The 18,394-nt window shown below is 49.8% G+C and carries 15 protein-coding genes; 6 read left to right on the forward strand and 9 right to left on the reverse strand.

Annotated elements, in window-relative coordinates; all coding sequences use genetic code 11:
• Positions 1 to 2 precede the first annotated feature (2 nt).
• The 3 genes from JWG88_RS13950 to icmF all read left to right on the forward strand — a co-directional run bounded on the left by JWG88_RS13950 (position 3) and on the right by icmF (position 5,265).
• Positions 3 to 914: an electron transfer flavoprotein subunit alpha/FixB family protein gene (locus JWG88_RS13950; RefSeq protein WP_205234546.1), complete on the forward strand. Its 912-nt coding sequence runs from the start codon at positions 3 to 5 to the stop codon at positions 912 to 914.
• Between the two features lie 371 nt (positions 915 to 1,285).
• Positions 1,286 to 1,924 carry a TetR/AcrR family transcriptional regulator gene (locus tag JWG88_RS13955; RefSeq protein ID WP_205234404.1) on the forward strand — a complete coding sequence of 213 codons (639 nt, stop codon included), beginning with the start codon at positions 1,286 to 1,288 and terminating at the stop codon, positions 1,922 to 1,924.
• A gap of 68 nt (positions 1,925 to 1,992) precedes the next feature.
• The gene (gene icmF / locus JWG88_RS13960) at positions 1,993 to 5,265 is read left to right on the forward strand and encodes a fused isobutyryl-CoA mutase/GTPase IcmF (protein ID WP_205234405.1); all 3,273 of its coding nucleotides are present in this window, start codon (positions 1,993 to 1,995) and stop codon (positions 5,263 to 5,265) included.
• A 104-nt stretch (positions 5,266 to 5,369) separates the two neighbouring features.
• Here icmF and JWG88_RS13965 read toward each other — a convergent pair whose 3' ends face one another.
• The 9 genes from JWG88_RS13965 to cobO all read right to left on the reverse strand — a co-directional run bounded on the left by JWG88_RS13965 (position 5,370) and on the right by cobO (position 14,911).
• Positions 5,370 to 5,777, reverse strand: a complete 408-nt coding sequence (locus JWG88_RS13965) for a cupin domain-containing protein (RefSeq protein WP_205234406.1) — start codon at positions 5,775 to 5,777, stop codon at positions 5,370 to 5,372.
• A gap of 51 nt (positions 5,778 to 5,828) precedes the next feature.
• Positions 5,829 to 6,512, reverse strand: a complete 684-nt coding sequence (locus tag JWG88_RS13970) for an NUDIX hydrolase (RefSeq protein ID WP_337833127.1) — start codon at positions 6,510 to 6,512, stop codon at positions 5,829 to 5,831.
• A gap of 3 nt (positions 6,513 to 6,515) precedes the next feature.
• Positions 6,516 to 6,914 carry a GatB/YqeY domain-containing protein gene (locus JWG88_RS13975; protein WP_205234407.1) on the reverse strand — a complete coding sequence of 133 codons (399 nt, stop codon included), beginning with the start codon at positions 6,912 to 6,914 and terminating at the stop codon, positions 6,516 to 6,518.
• Positions 6,915 to 7,150: 236 nt separating this feature from the next.
• A complete protein-coding gene (locus tag JWG88_RS13980) occupies positions 7,151 to 8,269 on the reverse strand; it encodes a ParB N-terminal domain-containing protein (protein ID WP_205234408.1) in 1,119 nt (372 codons plus the stop codon).
• The gene (locus JWG88_RS13985) at positions 8,244 to 8,837 is read right to left on the reverse strand and encodes a metallophosphoesterase family protein (RefSeq protein WP_205234409.1); all 594 of its coding nucleotides are present in this window, start codon (positions 8,835 to 8,837) and stop codon (positions 8,244 to 8,246) included. The genes JWG88_RS13980 and JWG88_RS13985 overlap by 26 nt, the downstream gene beginning before the upstream one ends.
• Positions 8,838 to 8,948: 111 nt before the next feature.
• Positions 8,949 to 11,852: a DUF294 nucleotidyltransferase-like domain-containing protein gene (locus JWG88_RS13990; RefSeq protein ID WP_205234410.1), complete on the reverse strand. Its 2,904-nt coding sequence runs from the start codon at positions 11,850 to 11,852 to the stop codon at positions 8,949 to 8,951.
• Between the two features lie 99 nt (positions 11,853 to 11,951).
• The gene (locus JWG88_RS13995) at positions 11,952 to 13,121 is read right to left on the reverse strand and encodes an HD-GYP domain-containing protein (protein ID WP_205234411.1); all 1,170 of its coding nucleotides are present in this window, start codon (positions 13,119 to 13,121) and stop codon (positions 11,952 to 11,954) included.
• A 28-nt stretch (positions 13,122 to 13,149) separates the two neighbouring features.
• Positions 13,150 to 14,286: a CaiB/BaiF CoA transferase family protein gene (locus tag JWG88_RS14000; protein WP_240194453.1), complete on the reverse strand. Its 1,137-nt coding sequence runs from the start codon at positions 14,284 to 14,286 to the stop codon at positions 13,150 to 13,152.
• 103 nt (positions 14,287 to 14,389) lie between these two features.
• On the reverse strand, positions 14,390 to 14,911 hold the full coding sequence (cobO, locus tag JWG88_RS14005) for a cob(I)yrinic acid a,c-diamide adenosyltransferase (protein ID WP_205234413.1): 522 nt from the start codon (positions 14,909 to 14,911) through the stop codon (positions 14,390 to 14,392).
• Between the two features lie 863 nt (positions 14,912 to 15,774).
• Between cobO and JWG88_RS14010 the strand changes: the two genes are divergently transcribed.
• The 3 genes from JWG88_RS14010 to JWG88_RS14020 all read left to right on the forward strand — a co-directional run bounded on the left by JWG88_RS14010 (position 15,775) and on the right by JWG88_RS14020 (position 18,363).
• On the forward strand, positions 15,775 to 16,038 hold the full coding sequence (locus tag JWG88_RS14010; RefSeq protein ID WP_205234414.1) for a hypothetical protein: 264 nt from the start codon (positions 15,775 to 15,777) through the stop codon (positions 16,036 to 16,038).
• Between the two features lie 12 nt (positions 16,039 to 16,050).
• Positions 16,051 to 17,703, forward strand: a complete 1,653-nt coding sequence (locus JWG88_RS14015; RefSeq protein WP_205234415.1) for a sodium:solute symporter family transporter — start codon at positions 16,051 to 16,053, stop codon at positions 17,701 to 17,703.
• Positions 17,704 to 17,799: 96 nt separating this feature from the next.
• Positions 17,800 to 18,363, forward strand: a complete 564-nt coding sequence (locus JWG88_RS14020; RefSeq protein WP_205234416.1) for a YIP1 family protein — start codon at positions 17,800 to 17,802, stop codon at positions 18,361 to 18,363.
• Positions 18,364 to 18,394: the final 31 nt, after the last annotated feature.

The following is an 18,394-nucleotide window of genomic DNA, read 5'->3' on the forward strand; positions in this document are numbered from 1 at the left end:
TGATGAAAACTTTACTGATTGCAGAATATAGAGATGGCAAATTGCTTGAAAATTATGGGGAGCTTATCGGCTTCGCTGAGGCAATTGAGGCAGAAAGTGTTATGTTTCTGGTGGGCTCACCGGAGTCTCTGCCTGATTTCAAGGGCAAACTTTATCTGGCCGGTGCCGAGAGCCACGGTGAATTCAACCCCGCGGTGCACAAAAGGTTGCTCACCGAGGTAATTACCCGGGAAGAACCTGATATCATTGCGTTTCCTCATTCATCATACGGTTGGGATATGGCCCCGCGAATTGCCTGTTCCCTTGGAATCGCCCAGATTTCAGAGGTCGTCGACTTCAGGGATGGACTGCCGGTCGTACCGGTCTGCAATGCCAAAATGCGCCGCACCGTCAAACCGAAGAGTGAACAGTATGTGCTCACCCTGCAGGCGGGGGCCTTCAACGCTCCGCCTCCCCAGAGTCAAGCAGCTCCCGAAGTAATAGATATTGAGGAGCTGTCGCAGGGGGATCTCTCATTTCATGGATATGAAGAGGCTGAAAAGGGCGGTGTTGATCTCACCAGGGCGGAGATCATAGTCAGTGCCGGCCGGGGCATAGGCAAAGCTGAAAATGTCGGGATTATTTCCGACCTGGCCGAAAAACTCGGCGGTGAATACGGGGCCAGCCGTCCGGTGGTTGATTCGGAATGGGTTGAACACAACAGACAGGTAGGAACAACGGGACAGACGGTTTCCCCGAAACTCTATATTGCCTGCGGTATCTCCGGAGCTATACAGCATCTTGCCGGAATGAAGAAATCCGAATTCGTGGTTGCCATCAACACCGACAGGGATGCTCCAATAGGAGAAGTAGCCGATGTTCTGATAGTCTCTGATCTGAAGCAATTCGTGCCGGCTCTGATGGAAAGGCTTTAGTACCTTACTCCTTAACTTCTGTCATAAAAAAACAAGAAAAGGAGAAATGTATTTGAAATCGTTAAGTTGGATATGCATCCAAGGTACCTACTTGCCGTTTGCCGGCGTTAGTACCTTACTCCGAAAAAATCGGCACAAAAAACCAGAAAACGGAAAGTACTTTAACAGCCGGCCCGTTAAGCATATTGCCAAGGTACTTATACCCCTCAAGGGGGTACTGTAAAGAGTCCAGCTCAGCTGGGTTAAGCTGCCTTTCGATGATTATGTGCACTCACGTTTGCAGGAGCGCTGCCGGAATATTGCACACCTTGAAAATACAGCGTCTTAGAATATGCTTAGAGGCGGCCAAGAGGGACAAGGGGAAAGTGTAGATGAGAATTGAGGCAAAGGACTCACGCGAAGTAGCCACCCAGATAAAGAACAAAAAACTGGTTGAAGAAAGAAGACGGCAGATTGTCGATGGTGCGGTCAAACTTTTCATCAAATATGGCTACCATAAGACAACTACACGGATCCTGGCCAAGGAGACCGGGCTTTCCATAGGTTCTCTCTACGAGTACATATCGACCAAAGAGGATGTTCTTTACCTGGTCTGCATGGCCATCTACTCTGAGGTAGAGCAGGGTCTTTCGGGGGCGCTGACACGATCCGCCGAAGGCCGGGAGGCGTTGCGGGAAATCATCCGGGAATATTTCCTGGTCTGCGACCGCATGAGCGACCACGTCCTGCTGATGTACCAGGTAACCCATTTTCTTCCAGACAAGTGGCAGAAGAAGGTCCTGGAGGCGGAGATGAGAATCACCAGTCTCTTCATCGATGCCATGAAGCAGCTGCAGAGTGAAGGTAAACTTGCTGTTGACGATGAAACCATCAACCTGATCGGCCATAATATATCGGTCATCGGTCATACCTGGGCTTTCAGAAGATGGTACTTTGCCAAGCATTTTACCATTGAACAGTATACCAAAAAACAGTCTGAGTTCATTATGGGATTTTTACCGGAAAAGTAATTGGAATCCTGCTGATCTCACTTTAAATTAGAACAGACTTCTCGATCAATGTCAAAGAAGGAGACGAGATGAACGCCCCCATTGAAGTGTATAAGCTCAATAATAATGTCAGAGTAATCACGGCCACTTCACTTTTCGACGGCCATGATGCCTCAACCAACATTATCCGTCGGATTTTGCAGGATTCAGGAGTGGAAGTCATCCACCTTGCACACAATCGTTCCGTCCAGGAGCTTGTCGATACGGCCATTGAGGAAGATGCCCAGGGGATAGCCATGTCCTCCTATCAGGGTGGTCATATCGAAGCCTTCAAATATATGATCGATCTGCTCAAGGAAAGAAATGCATCCCACATCAAGGTGTTCGGCGGGGGCGGCGGCGTCATTGTCAGCGAAGAAATAAAAGAACTGATGGATTACGGCGTGGCCAGAATCTATACCCCTGAAGACGGGGCTAGTATGGGATTGCAGGGCATGATCAACCACATGCTGTCTATCCTGGATTTTTCGACGCTGCCTTATCACGATCTCCAGCCCAAAACACTCGCGCCCACTATGGTCGACAAAATCAGCGGGTTAATGACCGCGGTACAGGAAGCCAAGGCGACAAGTGCGGAAGAACTGGAAAAAATCATGTCGACCATACGGCCACTGGCGGCGACCAGGAACCCTCCCGTTATCGGCATCACCGGCACAGGCGGTGCCGGGAAATCCTCACTTACCGACGAGATCATTGTCCGCTTTCTTAATGATGCCAACGATATTCGCATTGCCGTTATCTGCTGTGATCCGTCACGAAGAAAAACAGGCGGTGCCCTGCTTGGCGACAGGATACGCATGAACTCCATCTCCACTACCGATCGGGTCTATATGCGCAGCCTGGCGACCCGCAGTTCCTCCCACGAGGTCTCCGAGTCTCTCCCGGAAGCGATACAGGTTGCCAAGGCGGCCGGATTTGATCTGATTATTGCGGAAACCGCCGGCATCGGCCAGGGTGACTCCCGCGTGATCGATCTTGCCGATGTATCTCTCTATGTGATGACCAGCGAGTTCGGCGCCCCGTCCCAGCTGGAAAAGATCGATATGCTTGATTACGCCGATATCATCGTTATCAACAAGTTTGAAAAGAAGGGCAGCGACGACGCTCTCAGGGATGTTCGCAAGCAGGTGCAGCGCAACCGCAAAGCCTGGGACAGAGCCCCGGAAGACTTTCCGGTATTCGGCACCATCGCCTCAAAGTTTAATGACGACGGGGTCACCGCCCTCTACCATGCCATTCTGGAAACACTTAGCGCCAAGACATCTCTGCAGCTTAGCTCGGCCCTGCTCAAACCCGAGAAGAAAGCCTCATCTTCCAAGGCTATCGTGATACCCGCCGATAGAATACGCTACCTCGCTGAGATTTCTGAGAGTATCCGCAAGTATCATGCCATCAGCGGGAAGCAGTCCGAGGCAATCCGCAAAAGATGGCACCTTCAGGAGAGCATCGAGATAATAGCCGCCGGAGACGGCGATGAAATAGTAATCAACTCCCTCAAGGAAGAAGCCGGCAAAGCATCGCGGAGCATCGACACTGACGCCCACACGCTGGTTTCCTCCTGGCAGGATATCAAAGAAGCCTATTCCGGCGATGAATATGTTTACACAATCAGGGGAAAGGAGCTGCGCATCCCGCTCTACAGCACAACGCTGTCGCACTCCAGAATGCCGAAAATATCTCTGCCCAAGTTCAAGGATCCCGGAGAGATCTATTCCTGGATGCGGCGGGAAAACCTCCCCGGATATTTTCCCTTCACCGCCGGGGTGTTTCCTTTGAAGAGAGTTGCGGAAGATCCTACACGGATGTTTGCCGGCGAGGGTGGTCCCAAAGAGACCAACGCGCGCTTTAAGCTTCTCTCCGCCGACTCTGAGGCAAAACGCCTCTCAACCGCCTTTGACTCGGTCACCCTCTACGGCTGGGACCCGGATCTGCGTCCTGATATATATGGTAAAATAGGTACCTCGGGGGTATCCATCTGCACACTCGATGACGTTAAACAGCTGTATGACGGTTTCGAGCTCTGCTCACCCACCACCTCGGTTTCCATGACAATCAACGGCCCCGCTCCAATCATTCTGGCAATGTTCATGAACACTGCCATCGATCAGCAGGTCGACGCTTTTGCGGAGAAGAACAATCGCGCTCCCAACCAGGAAGAATTACGGCAAATCAGGGAGATGGTCCTTGCCAATGTCAGGGGCACCGTACAGGCCGATATCCTTAAGGAAGACCAAGGGCAGAACACCTGTATTTTCTCTATTGAATTCGCTCTGAAAATGATGGGGGATATTCAGCAGTTCTTTATTGAAAACAATGTACGGAATTTTTACTCCGTCTCCGTCTCGGGCTACCATATTGCCGAGGCCGGCGCCAATCCCATTACCCAGCTCGCCCTCACTCTCTCCAACGGCTTTACCTATGTGGAATATTACCTGGCGAGGGGCATGCATATCGACCAGATCGCACCGCGGCTCTCCTTCTTTTTCTCTAACGGCATGGATCCTGAGTACACGGTTATCGGCCGGGTGGCCCGGCGCATCTGGGCCGTGGCCATGCGGGAGAAATACGGGGCGTCAGAAAATAGCTGTAAGCTGAAGTACCATATCCAAACCTCGGGAAGATCGCTGCATAGTCAGGACATACAGTTCAATGACATTCGTACGACACTGCAGGGTCTCTGCGCTATCTACGATAACTGTAACAGTCTGCATACCAATGCCTACGACGAGGCAATCACTACTCCGAGTAACGAGTCTGTCCGGCGTGCTTTGGCCATTCAGCTGATCATCAACCGCGAATGGGGTCTGGCCAAAAATGAAAACATGAACCAGGGCAGCTTTATCGTTGAAGAGCTGACCGAACTGGTGGAAGAGGCGGTTCTCAGTGAATTTGACAGAATCACCGAACGCGGCGGCGTACTTGGAGCGATGGAGACAGGGTATCAGCGCTCCAAGATACAGGAGGAGTCGCTTTATTACGAGAACCTGAAGCATACGGGCAAATATCCTATCATAGGCGTGAACACCTTCCGCAATCCCGCTGCCAATTACGACGAAGCCAATGCCGCAGTGGAACTTGCCCGGGCAACGGATGAGATCAAACAGGACCAGCTGCAAAGACTCTCCGACTTCCAGGCAAGGCATAAAGAAGAAGCACCCGAGGCACTGGCGCAACTCAAAAAAGCGGCTCTTAACGGCGACAACCTTTTTGCTGAATTGATGGAAACCGTGAAAAGCTGCAGTCTCGGCCAGATAACTACAGCCTTGTATGAAGTTGGTGGACAATACCGCAGAAATATGTAGCAGATCTAAATTTCAATAATTCCTGAAGATGCCGGAAGAATGGGCAATTGTTTCCATTCATCCGGCATCTTGCCTGGAAGGAAGAGCAGACTTCATAATGCCGCCTACTTTTTGACGGTAATCGGCTGCCCCTTTTCGCCCAGGTAAACTACCAGAATCTCAACAGGCTCCACTCCCTCATTTATGCCGTAATGGTCCTGATTGACCAGCTCGATCAAGGCCTCGCCCTGTTTTATTATCTTTCTTTTCCCCTGGTCTGAAATGACTGTCAGTTCACCGGCAAGCATGTAGGCCACATTAATCACCGGATGAAAATGCATCGGTAGAGAGGTCTGCGGGTCTACGGTGATTTTCAGAACGGTCACCTCCGTTTCCGCCTGAGAATAATCGGGTAGAGAAACATCATTCCATGAACTGGTGGATTTGATCAGTTCTTCAACCTGCACGCCCTCCGCCCAGGCAAACCCGACGAAAAACAACAGCACGACCACAGTAGTAAATATTGTCTTCATAATCCCTCGTTGATGGCTCGTAAAAAACTCGATATATCCGGTTATCTTTGGCTATCGCCAGGCAAAATAAGGTTGTTCATAATGGGCGACCCTTACCTCTCTGCCCTGTAGGGCTACTTCACGAAACTGGTAAAGCACCGCTCCGGTGGGACTCGCAATCCATCCCTGCCCCACCGGCATAAGCAGCACCGGATTATCACTCTCGGGAATTGACTGCAAAACCGGAGCATCGTCCCTCATCAACTCCATTACCGGAATACGGTGAACCGAGGCAACTTCGGCGGGATTCGGGATCAGGCCGGGATTCTCGCCGGCCCACACCACAATGGGGGTAATGGTAAACCCGGAACGAGTGGAAAAGTCATCGAGACGACCCAGGATGGCTGCCGGTCCCAGGCTGATCCCCACCTCTTCCTTCAATTCCCTCAGGGCCGCCTGCTCGGCGGTTTCGCCTTGGTCTATACTCCCGCCGGGAAGAGCCCACTGCCCGGCATGGTTAACCAAATGCTGCGATCTTCTGGTAAGAACCAGAGCTGCTTCGCCAGGTGCTGTCTTCGGTATTCCGTATACCGGCGAATCATCACCCGCATTGACAAGGGCGAGGGCAACGGCAGCCCGTCTCATGCCGCTGTTCTGCTGACAATGGTGCACCGTAAAACGCTTCAGATTGGCAGCCACCAGCAACCGAAGCCCATCTCCAAACGGCCAGCCGTTCTGCTCCGCTGTTTTCACCACCCTCTAGTCCATCTCCTGCAAAATCTTCTTCACGGTATTGCCATCGGCGCTTGAACCGAAATGTGCCATTATCGGGCGCATGGCCTGCATTTTGTTGGCCAGACTGCTAAAATCGACATTATCTTCTATCCAGGCGCGAATTTCTTCCTCGCTAGCCTGCTTAGGCAGATATTCCGTGAGGATACGGATATAACCGGTATCCGTTTTTCCCGAAGCTGCCAGCAGCTCCTTCTCTGATTTAATCAGTTTCTTGATGATGCCGACAACCTGTTCATCGGTTAATTCCTTTTCCGGCTGTCTCTGGAATTCTCCAATGAGTATGCGTATCACAGCGGTTCTCTCGCTGTCTTTCGCCTTCATGGAAGTTATAAGCTGTGACCTTATGGTCTCCTGTAGTGCCATTCTCTCCTCCGAAAATATTTAAAATCGCTATACAGCGTTCTTTTGCTTGATAATCTCGTAAAAAGTCATCGAAGTTCCGAGATGGACTCTGCGATAAGCACCCATACGGGCATAAACTCCGACTTCGAGAAAGCTTGACATACTAGGCGTAGTATCTGAAACGACCAAAATCACCGTTTTAAGATCTACAACGACGTAGATCGAGCTTTTTGCGAGTCCATCTTTGCTTTAATAGATCATATATGACAACGATCCGTATCCTTCACCTTTGAAATACCGGGAATAAGAGTCTGCGTTGAAATAACCCCGGTCCATTTTCTGATGGTGGAGAGAATGAACTGAGAGAGCAGCTCCGCATCCGAAGAGAGCAGGTCCCGCACCAGCCTCACTTTAATAATGATATCAATAGACCCATGGACGGAGTGAACTTCACGAACTTCATCGAGGGCAAGAAGCTTGTCGAAAATGCGCTGTTCATGCCGGCCATCGACGTTGAGAAGGATAAAAACCGTCATTTCCGGATGAAGATCAGGATATTTCTGCTCTTTACGACGTGACATTTCTTTGCGGAATTCTTCCATCTCTCGGGGAATAAGCTGATCGACCCCGATTCCATATTTTCTCTTCTTGCCTATTTCCCACTGATGCACGGAAATATAGAGATAGAGATCATCAACCGTCCTCTCCGGAAAAGAGGCGACCAGCCGCCGGTCGCGGATTATCGCGGCAAGGGGTTGATAGATAGTGGAGTACCAGTCTCCGGCCGCCTCCTCATAACTCACCTCTTCTCGCCGTTCCTCGGTGAGAAAGCGGCGATGCTCCTCGATCTGCTTTTCCAGATGGCCGTATTGTCCAAGCTCGGTCAGATCAATAGTGCTGAGTAGTCCTGCCTTGTCTCTGAACTCCGTTTTTTCCAGATACAACTTGTTTTCCAAGGTATTTTTTGACGGCAGCAGTTCTATGATACAGGACCTGATTTCGGTGCGGCCTAATTCCTGGGCAGCCTTGAAACGATGATGCCCGTCAAGAATGAAATAGTCATCCTTGATCTGGTAGAGAGAGATCGGAGCCATGGTTTTACCGGTCTTCATTGCTTCGACAATGGTGTCAAGGCGTTCATCCCTTCTGCCGTTTCTGGTTTTAAACTGATTATCGAAATCATGGTATCTCCCCACACTTCCAATAATCTTATGCATCGGAACCATTGAGGTGCCGCGCTTCACCGACTCATATGCCTCCTCACGCTCCTGGTGGGTATTGAAGCTGTGAGGGTTGTCGTCCTCCCCTTGTTCAGTACCGCCAAAGATCTTCCTGGCAAAATCCAGAGGGTTATATTTCGAAAACATAGAAGCCATAACTGTTTATCACCCGGGTTGTATTGACTATGGTTACTCGCTCTGCATCATCTTCAAAATTCCGGTGAATATGTCCATGTAGAAAATATGAAGGTTTATATTTCTCAATAAAGCGCGAGAAGCTCCTGAAACCCTTATGACAGGGATCTTCGCCATCGTGGATGTGACGCGGCGGTGCATGGGTCACCACTATATCAGGCCCGCCGCTGCGCCACAGAGAAAAACGCATCCCACCGATGAACCGGGCCATCTGCTTTTCGGTGTATTGATTTCTACCGCCATTATACCATCTGCTGCCGGAGAAACCGACAAAAGTAAAGTCATTGAAGGAAACTATCTGCCTGTCGATGTTGCGGCAGCCTACCGGGGAGGAAGCGGAATAGCGCAGATCATGATTGCCGAGCACATACATCAGAGGAACATCGAAACGATGCCGCAGTGCACTGAGGAATTCCGGAGGAAGGTCCCCACAGGAAATAATGAGATCAATATCCTTGTATTTTTGCAGTGTTTCCGGAGAATCAAAGACATCACCGGAAACCGTGTCTGAAACCGTCAATATTTTCAAAATTCCGTCGCCAACCTCTCATGGCTGAGTACTATCTGCCGATTGTTCTCCGGAGAATTGAAGATTCCCAAGTCATTATTGAGATCCTGGATCAAACCGGGAATGATGCGCCTAGAAAAATATTTCCACCTTACCTATGGCACTCAGCTTTTTCTGCAGAGCGCCTACATGGCCGAATATATTCTTTAATGCATTTTTTTCCATATAATTAAGTTCCTCAAGGAAAATATGGTTATCAGGTTCCAATCCTTGATCCAGTCTTTTCACCTGATGCATGAAGCGTATCTGCATTAAATAGTTGTAGCCCTCGGTGAGATCCTTATGCAGTTCTTTGCTGATAAAGCCCCGTAACCTGAGGCGGTCCAGACGCTGCAGGGTATTGGTCTCCTCCAGCCCAAAATTAATGGCATAAAGCCGCGCATACCCGACAATGAGAGCGATGACATGCTTTATATTGAAAGTATTGGCATGTTCTCCACCGGATTCAACAGAAATGTTGCCGAAAAAATCCAGCGGCAGCTTAAAGAGCAAGGCGTTCTGGGCGAGCTGATAAAAGAAGGCATCTCTGTTTTCCACCCGCCTGCCAATGTGTTCCCTCAGTTCCGTCACCAGCCTTTTTTCGCCGTACATACAACGAAAATCAAAAAAGATGCTGACTTCAAGCAAATCTTGAGGTTTGGCTTCGGTGATCCAGGTGCTGAAATATTCTTTCCAGATACTGAGCGGCCGACACCAGCGGGGATTCATAGCCATCACCTCTCCCTTGCATAAAACATATCCGGCCTGATCCAGCCATGCACAAATTTTTTCGCTCATCTTCAGAAAATAGGAATTGACCTGTTCCTGCCGATCTTCTTCAACATCTTCATAGATCAGCGCATTATCCTGGTCGGTTGCCAGAGTCTGCTCCTCGCGCCCTTCGCTGCCCAGACAGATAAAGGCAAAACGTGCAGGCGGTTCTCCCATTTCCCTGATGGCGAACTCGATGAACTTCAGCAGAACTGCTTCCGATATCATACTGGTTATCCGGGTTATATTCCGGGCGTGAGCTCCGCTGTCCACCAGTGACTTGATTATGCGGGGAAGCCGCACATGGCTGGCAACAATCCCGGAGGTATCGGTGGCATCGTTGATTTCATTCACCAGAAATGCTGAAGAATAACGGTGTACGTTGAGCAGATCTTCGTTGGAGAGAACACTGACAATCTCTCCTGCTTCATCCTTGACTACCAGATGTTTTACCCCTTTTTCCTCCATAAGCATAACCGCCTCAAAGATCAGGGCCGATCCTTCGATGAAAATAAGCGGGGTGCTCATTACTTCGATAACCGGCGTAGCATAATCCATCATTTCCGCGACCACCTGCTCCCGCAGGGCCATGTCGGTGGCAATGCCGGCAACCTCACCAGCTGCGTTTTTTACCAGAATCGAGCTGCTCCGCCCTTCCTTCATGAGCTTTGCCGCCTGGTAGATCGGCAGAGATCCGTCACAGACAAGAAAATCTCCCCGCACATGCCTCACAGGCTGGTTCAAAAAGAGCAGGGAGGTCTGCAGTTCCACGATAAGCTTTTCCCGGTCCTCTTCTCGCCGTATCTCCTCACTGACGTCCTCCATAATACCATCGCAATAGAGGGCTTCTCCCAGGGCATTTTTGGTAAGTACCAGGGAGAGAGAGACACTTCTGATCACATCCTCATGCTGCAGTCGAATTATTCTGTTTTTCAAAAAACCTTCTTCAGCAACCAGATCATAGAGATTTGCGATATCGTGCCGGCCAAAGGTATCGCGAAGGCTTATATTGCTCGCACCTTCCTCAAGACCGGTCAATTCGTAGAAGGCGCGGTTGGCCTCCAGCAGCTTGAGCTGCCGGTTGGCTTCGGCTCTGAAAATCGGGATATTGAGCCTGGAGGTCAGCTGCCGGTACTTCTCCCGGCTTTCGTCCAGCTCTCTTTCCATCAGCTTGGTCGAGCTGTTGTCCTTGATACTGATGACGGCAGCCTCACGGCCATCCAGCGCGATTTTAGAGATGGACAGCTGCACCTCGATGGATTCACCTCCCGGTTTTAACAGGTTTGCGGTGTATCTCCCTTCCTCGATTCTGCCCCCGGCCGCAAAAAACGGTAGTCCGTTTTCCGTCCCGGAAAATATCTTTCCAACGGCAATGGCATCGAGCTCCTCCGCGGACAGCCCGGTTACACCCTGCGCCGGTTTATTGGAATATATGCACCTGCCCTCAAAAAACATCAATAACGGATCCGTCGCCGTTTCCACCAGCCTCTTATACTTGAGCCTCGATTTTACCAGTTCCCGCTGGGCGTGGTTGCGCTGTTTTTCGGAAAGATAACTCTGCCTGCCCACATAGAAGAGAATGAGGGTCAACAGTGCTACCGCAGCCAGACTCATGCGTGAAAGGCGTCCGGAAATCTCGGCCGTCTTGTTCTCGACATCGTCCAGGAATACGCCGGTGCCTATCACCCAGTCCCAAGGGGCAAAGCGTTTGACAAAGGAGAGCTTGGGAACGACCATCTCTTCGGCATACTTCCTGTTCCAGCTATAGTCGATAAAACCGCTGTTCTGCTGTTCGACGGTCCTTTTGATTTCCACAAACAGCTGTTTCCCCTGGGCGTCCCTGAAGCTGGTCAGATCCACCCCGACAAGCTCCTCGGAATAAGGATGCATCACCATTACCGGAACGCTGTTGGTAATCCAAAAATAATCCCTGTTGTCTTCGCCGTACCTCATGGTTTTTATAAGCGCCAGAGCTCGTTGCTGAGCCTCCATTCTGCTGAGTAGGCCCGCCTCTTCCTGCTGCCGGTAAAAATCGAGGACCCCCCAGGCACTCTTGGTCAACTCGAGAATCATCGCCTTCTTGCCGTCGACAAAGCTTTTTTCAAATGCGGGTATGATGACCAGATACAGCGCGGAGATGGTGAGAAGAAGCGCAATAAAGGTTGGCAGTACAATTGAAATAAAAAAACGTCCCCAGACATGAATAAATCTTTTCAACAGAACCATCGGTCTCCCCTTATAACGGGATTATTCTGAACCTCATTGCCAGAACAGCATGCGAAGGAACTACAGTCAAAACTGCCGATAAAGGCATGAAAGTCAAAATCAGATGAACAAAGAGGCCGTCTTTCTCTTCAGGCTGTTTTGCAATCTGCGCTTATGAATACCGATGCAGCCGCAGGAAGCTCGTGTAAACCCGGCCGACTCCGGTTGTAAATCAAGTATATCGAAGAGAGTGAGAACAATTTCCGGATCGAACTGACTTCCCGCACCCAGCTGCAGGTTGACTATGGCATCTTCAAGCTTCATTTTTGCAAAATGCTTCCTGCCCGCCAGCATAGTCTCGAAGGCATCGCATACAGTCAGGATCCGGGCGCCCAGTGGAATGTCATTCCCCTTGAGGCCTTCCGGATAACCGGAACCGTCATAACGTTCATGGTGATGCATGACAAGCGGTTCGACATCGCTTAAAAATACCAGCGGCTGCAATATCCGGGCTCCTATGACGGGGTGCTGCTTGACAATATCCATCTCTTTGCGGTTAAGGATGCCGAGACGCTCGAGAATATGGTCATTCATGCCGATCTTTCCGATATCATGGAGCAATCCGCCATGATACATCGTCTCTGTTTGAGCCGCCGTCAGCTTCATTGCCTGTGCGATGCACTTGGCATATTGTGCTACCCTGATAGAATGTCCATGAGTCTGCTCATCCTTTGCTTCCAGGGCCAGGGTGAATCCCTCCACCATCTGTTTCAGGGTGTCGAGCATCTTATCGTCATAACTTAGACTTTTCTGCAAAGCGATGGAACCCTGTTCTCCCAGGGCCTGCAAAATATCGTGCTCCCCTTTCGTCAGCTTTCGCGTTTTCGAAAAATAAACGGCCAGTATGCCACGGTAGTCCCTGACGATATCAAAGAAAACCGCCTGAATGGAGCCAACCTTCTTTTTACCGATCTTATCAAGATTGGGGATGCGACTGTCGTACATGGCGTCTTCAATAAAGACGGATTCCTCCCCCCGATCATCGAAGATCGCCATCAGGGTTGCATAGTCAATCTCAGCCAGACTGCGATAGGAGAAGCCATGTGATATCATGTTCTTGATGCTTTTCTGTCCCTGATCGACAATCCAGAAAATGCATCCCTTGGCCTCAAGAATCTCTGAAATGTTTTCAACAATCCTCTCTAGGATTTCATGGGTATTCTCCCCGGTGTGAATGGCCTTGCTAACCCGTCGAAATACCTTGAAAAACTGGGAATAATCCTGATCCATATGTTCTCGTTTTTGCTGACAAAGGAGGTTAAACCACACCTGTATCAAAGTATGATTGAATGGTTTTCTCGGTATAGCCGAGTTCGGCGAGCACTTTCCGTGTGGATCCGCCAAATGGCTGCGGAGCACTGCGGACAGAACCCGGTGTCCTGCTGAGTTTAACCGGCACGCCGAAGGATTTCCCTACCCCCTCCGGGCCTTCCATTTCTATGATCATGTCCCGGTTCCTGAAAAGCCGGTCCTCAAGTACTTCATCGAGGCTCTGTATTTTGGAAAAGCATACGTCTGCCCCGGACAGAACCTCCTCCCAGTGCGACAGTGGCTTGTTCTGAAAGAGTTCACACAGTCTGGCGATAATCTCTTCTCTTCTCTCCTCATCATACTGCAGTGCGCTATATTCCTCGAGCTCCAATATGCTGCAGAGATTTTGCCAGAACCTGTTCTCCACAGCCCCAAGGGCAAGATACCTGCCGTCGGCGGTGGCATAGGTATTATAGCAGGCGTAGCGATGGGAAAGCATGGATTGCGAACGCTCCTGCTTCATTCCCGTCTTCTTCTGCAGAACAGCAGGAAGAGTGAGCAGCCCGAGGATGCCGTCGGTCATTGATATATCGATATATTGTCCTTTGCCGCTTTCATGCCTCTCCTGCAGCGCCAGGAGTATACCGATAACCGCATTCATCCCACCTCCGGCGATGTCGGCAATCTGAACGGCTGGGATAACCGGCGGTCTCTGCTTTTCTCCGATGCAGTCCAGTACTCCGGAACGGCTCAGGTAGTTGACATCATGCCCTACCACCTGGCTTGCGCCTCCATCCTGCCCGTATCCGCTGATGGAACAATAAATGAGAGCCGGATTGACTTTGCATGCTTCCGCATAGCCAACCCCTAATCTGTCGACTACCCCCGGGCGGAAACCTTCAATGACGATATCCGCCTTCTCAACCAGCTGAAAGAAGATCTTCTTCCCTTCCTCTTTTTTGAGATTCAGGGTCATGTGCCGTTTATTCCGGTAGACATCCGCGAAATAGAGATCATCGGCCAGGAAACGCCGGTCTTCTATGGCCAGGACTTCCGCGCCATGATCAGCAAGTATCATCGAACAGAACGGCCCCGGCAAAAGTCTGGATAAATCCAGAACTGTAATACCATCAAGTGCTCCCATCTTCATCTCCTTCGATTGGGTACAGGTTATGATTATCAGCCAAACTCAGACAAGGGTATTATTTCCATTGTGGCCATGTGGACTTAGCGTTAGCGGTCACCTATCAATATTCAATACCCTTTTGTGCCTTGATGCCCTGGGTGAAAGCGTGCTTGACTACGTCCATACTGGTGACTGTATCGGCAATTTCGATGAGTGCTTCATCCGCGCTCCTACCAGTCAGAACAACACTCAGCCGTTCCGGTTTTTTTTTCAGCACTTCAACGATCGCTTCTACCTCCAGAAATTGATAAAGCGTCAGATAAGTTATCTCATCAAGGATGACCAGGTCAAAATGATTGCTTTCGATTTTCTCTTTGGCCAGTTGAAATCCCTGCCCTGCAATCTCTCTGTCCGCGGTGATATCCTGTTTTTTAAAGACAAACCCTTTACCGCAGATATGCCATTCAAGATTTTCCAGGGTATTGCCGAAAAGCCGCTCCCCATAATCTCCCTTACCTTTGAGGAATTGAATCACGCAGACCCGATGGCCATGTCCCAATGCACGGAATGCAAGACCAAGAGCTGCGGTTGTTTTACCCTTGCCGTCACCGGTATTGATTATAATTCTTCCTTTTGAACTCACTCGGTTTTCCTCCAATGCTCGGCTATTGCAAATTAATATTGGTTTTGAGGAGATAATTGAACCACTATACCTAAAATAGCCGGTAAGCTGCCGTTCCACCATATTTTCTTTGAAGGACTCTAAAAAGCCCAGCACTCCGCGTTGCAGTACTTCGAACCTTATCCATTCATCTGAAAGTTTGGTGGAAATTTTATTTCAAACTTATCCTATGGCATTCCTTTATCTTTAGAAATCATTCAGCAAATATCATCAAACATACTGATACAAAACAGTTGACAAATTAATAATAATGGATTTAAACTACCACAGACTGAGCGCTCGTTCAACATATCTATCCAGACGTGAAGAAATTGACGGGCCCGGTTATTGAATGTTGCTTTTACAGAGCATCTAATGTCGAGCAGCAAAGTCTCCTCCGACTGCTCTAACCAGATATTGTGTCTCTTCCATCAGGTTAGAGATCCGATCGCTTCTTGATCGAGCGCTCGATCTACAAATGCTTTTTTATACCTTAGCGATCTTTTCCTGCGCCTTTGCAGGAAAACACTTCAAAAAGGCGCTGTTAAGAGTCCAGCTCTGCTGGGTTAGCTGATTTCCCCTCATCTCAAGAGCCTCTAGACTCTTGGTCTGCGGGATATATATAAACCACGGAATAGGCCAAATATTTTGTGGTTTTGCAGCATCGGCTTCTTAGAGACATCTTCAACAAACTTCTGAGGAGCACATACAGGTTCGTCATCTTTTTATTATGGATCTCACCGGCGCAGTGCCGGATCTTTTCTGCCCGAAACAAAATTGCGGCGATGAGATCGGGGGTCAAGAGGACGGCGGAGCAGCAGCATCATCATAAAAAGGAGGAGAAAATGAACAGCGCGTATAAAAAGGAAATTAGGTACACTATGATTTTCAGTGTGCTCCTACTACTCTGCGGCCATTGCGGATTGTTTTTCGTGGCCATTCCCGCCCTGCGGGGCCACATGATTTTCGGCTTCCCTTCTCAATACATTATCCCGGTGCTCATGGGATGGTTGGGTCTGATGGCAGTTACTGCCATCCAGGCAAAACTGACCAATAATCTGGACGATGAAATTGAAGCGATGCAGGATGTCGTTGAAGAATCAATCTAAAGGGGCAAGATCATGGAACAACAGAATTGGGCACTTGAAGATCCTACCATTGGGATCATATTTGTAGCAGCTTCATTCATCATATTCTATTTCGTCGGCTGGTATTCAGCGCGTGCCGCCAAATCATCAACTGACTACTGGACCGCCGGACGTTCAATTGGATCTCTAGCCAATGGCCTCGGCATGGCTTCGAGCTATATGAGTCTGGCAACTTTTCTGGGAGTGACCGCCCTGATCCTCAACCTCAAGGTTCCCTTTGTTTACATGTGGATCCAGTTCGGTCTCTCAATCCCTCTCATAACATTGTGGTACGGTACTCCCCTGCGCAGAATGGGGGCTTTCACTCCGGCGCATTTTGTCCGTGAACGATACGGCCTGAAAACCTCCTGGGTGGTGGCGGGCTTTATGGTACTTATTATGGTCATGTATGCTATCGGCCAGATGATAGGAGTCGCCAAGGTTTTCCAGATGCTCTTCGGCATTAACTATACCCTCGCCCTGATTGGCGGCGGTGCCCTTATTGTCGGCTATGTCGCCATCGGCGGAATGTACGGAACCTCCTACAACGCAGCCTTCCAGATGGTGCTGATGGGAATCGCTTTTATCGTGCCGCTTGGTGCGATCATGAAGGCCATGGGCGGTACCGGCTGGTACTTCCCCCCGCTGCTCTACAGCGACATGGTCCCGGCAATGCTCGCCGCGGTACCTGACTTCTTCGACATGAAGTATGGTTTTAAATGGTACTTTGCCCTTATTCCCACTCTGACCATCGGCGCCATGGGACTGCCCCATCTCGGTATGAGGATTTACACGTCTTCTTCCTTGAAGAGCGCCAGAGGTGCAATGGTCTGGTTTACCTTCTTCTGTGGCATCACCTTCAGCGCCACCTACACCATGGGTTTTTCCGGGGTCTTTTTTCAGGCAACATCGGGATCGGCCATAGCCCCTACAGACTTCGACAAGATTACCCTTATTCTCAACAGTGTCTATAACGCGCCATGGGTTCTCGCCTTCGTTATCGCCGGTGCCATAGCCGCGGGTCTCTCAACCATCAGCGCCAATCTTATGGCAATCGGGGCTTTGATCGCCCAGGATATTATCGCTACGCTCAAGCCTGATCTTCCCGAAGATAAAACCAAGATACTTAACTATAGCGCGATTGCCGGTGGCGGCCTGGTTGCCATTCTCATCGCCCTAAATCCGCCGACCTTTCTGGTCGTCTCCGTACTCTGGGCATTCGGTATGGCTGGTGTAACCTGTGCACCGCTGGTGATTCTCGGCGTCTGGTGGAAGCAGGCTAACCGTTTCGGTGCAACAATAGGATCCTTGGTTTCCGGACTCACCTATGTTATCGTATCTCCATACGTCTTTCCCAATATCACCCTGGCCAGCGGGATTCAGGCAAAGCTGGGAATGTCCGGTGCACTTCTCTGTGTACCTCTCTGCTTTTTTCTGGTAACTACTATTTCCATGATTACCAACAGAATCCCGGCGATGCTGGTGCATATTCCGCTTGAGGAAAACAAACGGCTGGTCGATTCCATCCACGGCTGGACCGTCTACAGTGAGGAACGTTACAACAGCACCATGGCCGGCGTTATTGTTGCCGGCATCAGTGCTCTCATCATGATCTGGTCATTATTACCAGGCGGCTGGGTTGCCTAATCCACCGTCACTCAGGCTGTTCTGCAATCTCAAATGATTGCAGAACAGCCGTTTATTTTTATTTTTTTAAGAAAAGAGATTGAAGGGCAGATGAAAATGGCTGATATTTATAAAGGAATGCTGGTTGGCAATGAAGATGTTTTTCAGTTGGCACTGGATGGCAAGGCCAGAAAATACGCCCTCGGCAATATTTTTATACTTGGGATTATCTATGGATTTTCCAACCTGCTCGGAGCCCTGCAGACCACACCGGAATTACCCCTGGACGACAAATTCGCCTTCATCACGCCTCTTATCTTCTCCACAGCGGGCATCGTCACTATATGTGGAGCCCTCATAGCCTGCACCATGGTATATTGGGCTGCGTCCAAAGCCTTCGGCGGTCATGGTGGCTTTGGCTTGGTCTTTGACCTTATCGGTCTTGCCGCTATTCCCTTCTGGATCCTTGCTCCATTACTAAACTACACTTTGCGTTATCAAACGGGCGAGTTTGCCCGTATGATCTTGATTGTTTGCATGGCCCTGGCGTTTTTCTGGGCTTTCAGGCTGGTCAGAATGAGTATGATACAAGGTCAGGGTCTGAACAACAGACGAGCAACAATTGCGGTAGCAGCAATATGGATATTCAGCGTCAGCTCAATCTATGTCTTTCTGCCCTGAATCATGTAGGTAGAAAATAAATCCTCTACTC

Origin of the sequence: Desulfopila inferna, from assembly GCF_016919005.1 — a bacterium.
Taxonomy (GTDB): Bacteria; Desulfobacterota; Desulfobulbia; order Desulfobulbales; family Desulfocapsaceae; genus Desulfopila_A; species Desulfopila_A inferna.

Excerpts from the sequence above, each read along its gene's own strand:
- JWG88_RS13950 (WP_205234546.1), top strand. The coding sequence starts at position 3 with ATGAAAACTTTACTGATTGCAGAATATAGAGATGGCAAATTGCTTGAA.
- JWG88_RS13955 (WP_205234404.1), top strand. The coding sequence starts at position 1,286 with ATGAGAATTGAGGCAAAGGACTCACGCGAAGTAGCCACCCAGATAAAG.
- icmF (WP_205234405.1), top strand. The coding sequence starts at position 1,993 with ATGAACGCCCCCATTGAAGTGTATAAGCTCAATAATAATGTCAGAGTA.
- JWG88_RS13965 (WP_205234406.1), bottom strand. The coding sequence starts at position 5,777 with ATGAAGACAATATTTACTACTGTGGTCGTGCTGTTGTTTTTCGTCGGG.
- JWG88_RS13975 (WP_205234407.1), bottom strand. The coding sequence starts at position 6,914 with ATGGCACTACAGGAGACCATAAGGTCACAGCTTATAACTTCCATGAAG.
- JWG88_RS13980 (WP_205234408.1), bottom strand. The coding sequence starts at position 8,269 with ATGGCTTCTATGTTTTCGAAATATAACCCTCTGGATTTTGCCAGGAAG.
- JWG88_RS13990 (WP_205234410.1), bottom strand. The coding sequence starts at position 11,852 with ATGGTTCTGTTGAAAAGATTTATTCATGTCTGGGGACGTTTTTTTATT.
- JWG88_RS13995 (WP_205234411.1), bottom strand. The coding sequence starts at position 13,121 with ATGGATCAGGATTATTCCCAGTTTTTCAAGGTATTTCGACGGGTTAGC.
- JWG88_RS14000 (WP_240194453.1), bottom strand. The coding sequence starts at position 14,286 with ATGGGAGCACTTGATGGTATTACAGTTCTGGATTTATCCAGACTTTTG.
- JWG88_RS14010 (WP_205234414.1), top strand. The coding sequence starts at position 15,775 with ATGAACAGCGCGTATAAAAAGGAAATTAGGTACACTATGATTTTCAGT.
- JWG88_RS14015 (WP_205234415.1), top strand. The coding sequence starts at position 16,051 with ATGGAACAACAGAATTGGGCACTTGAAGATCCTACCATTGGGATCATA.
- JWG88_RS14020 (WP_205234416.1), top strand. The coding sequence starts at position 17,800 with ATGGCTGATATTTATAAAGGAATGCTGGTTGGCAATGAAGATGTTTTT.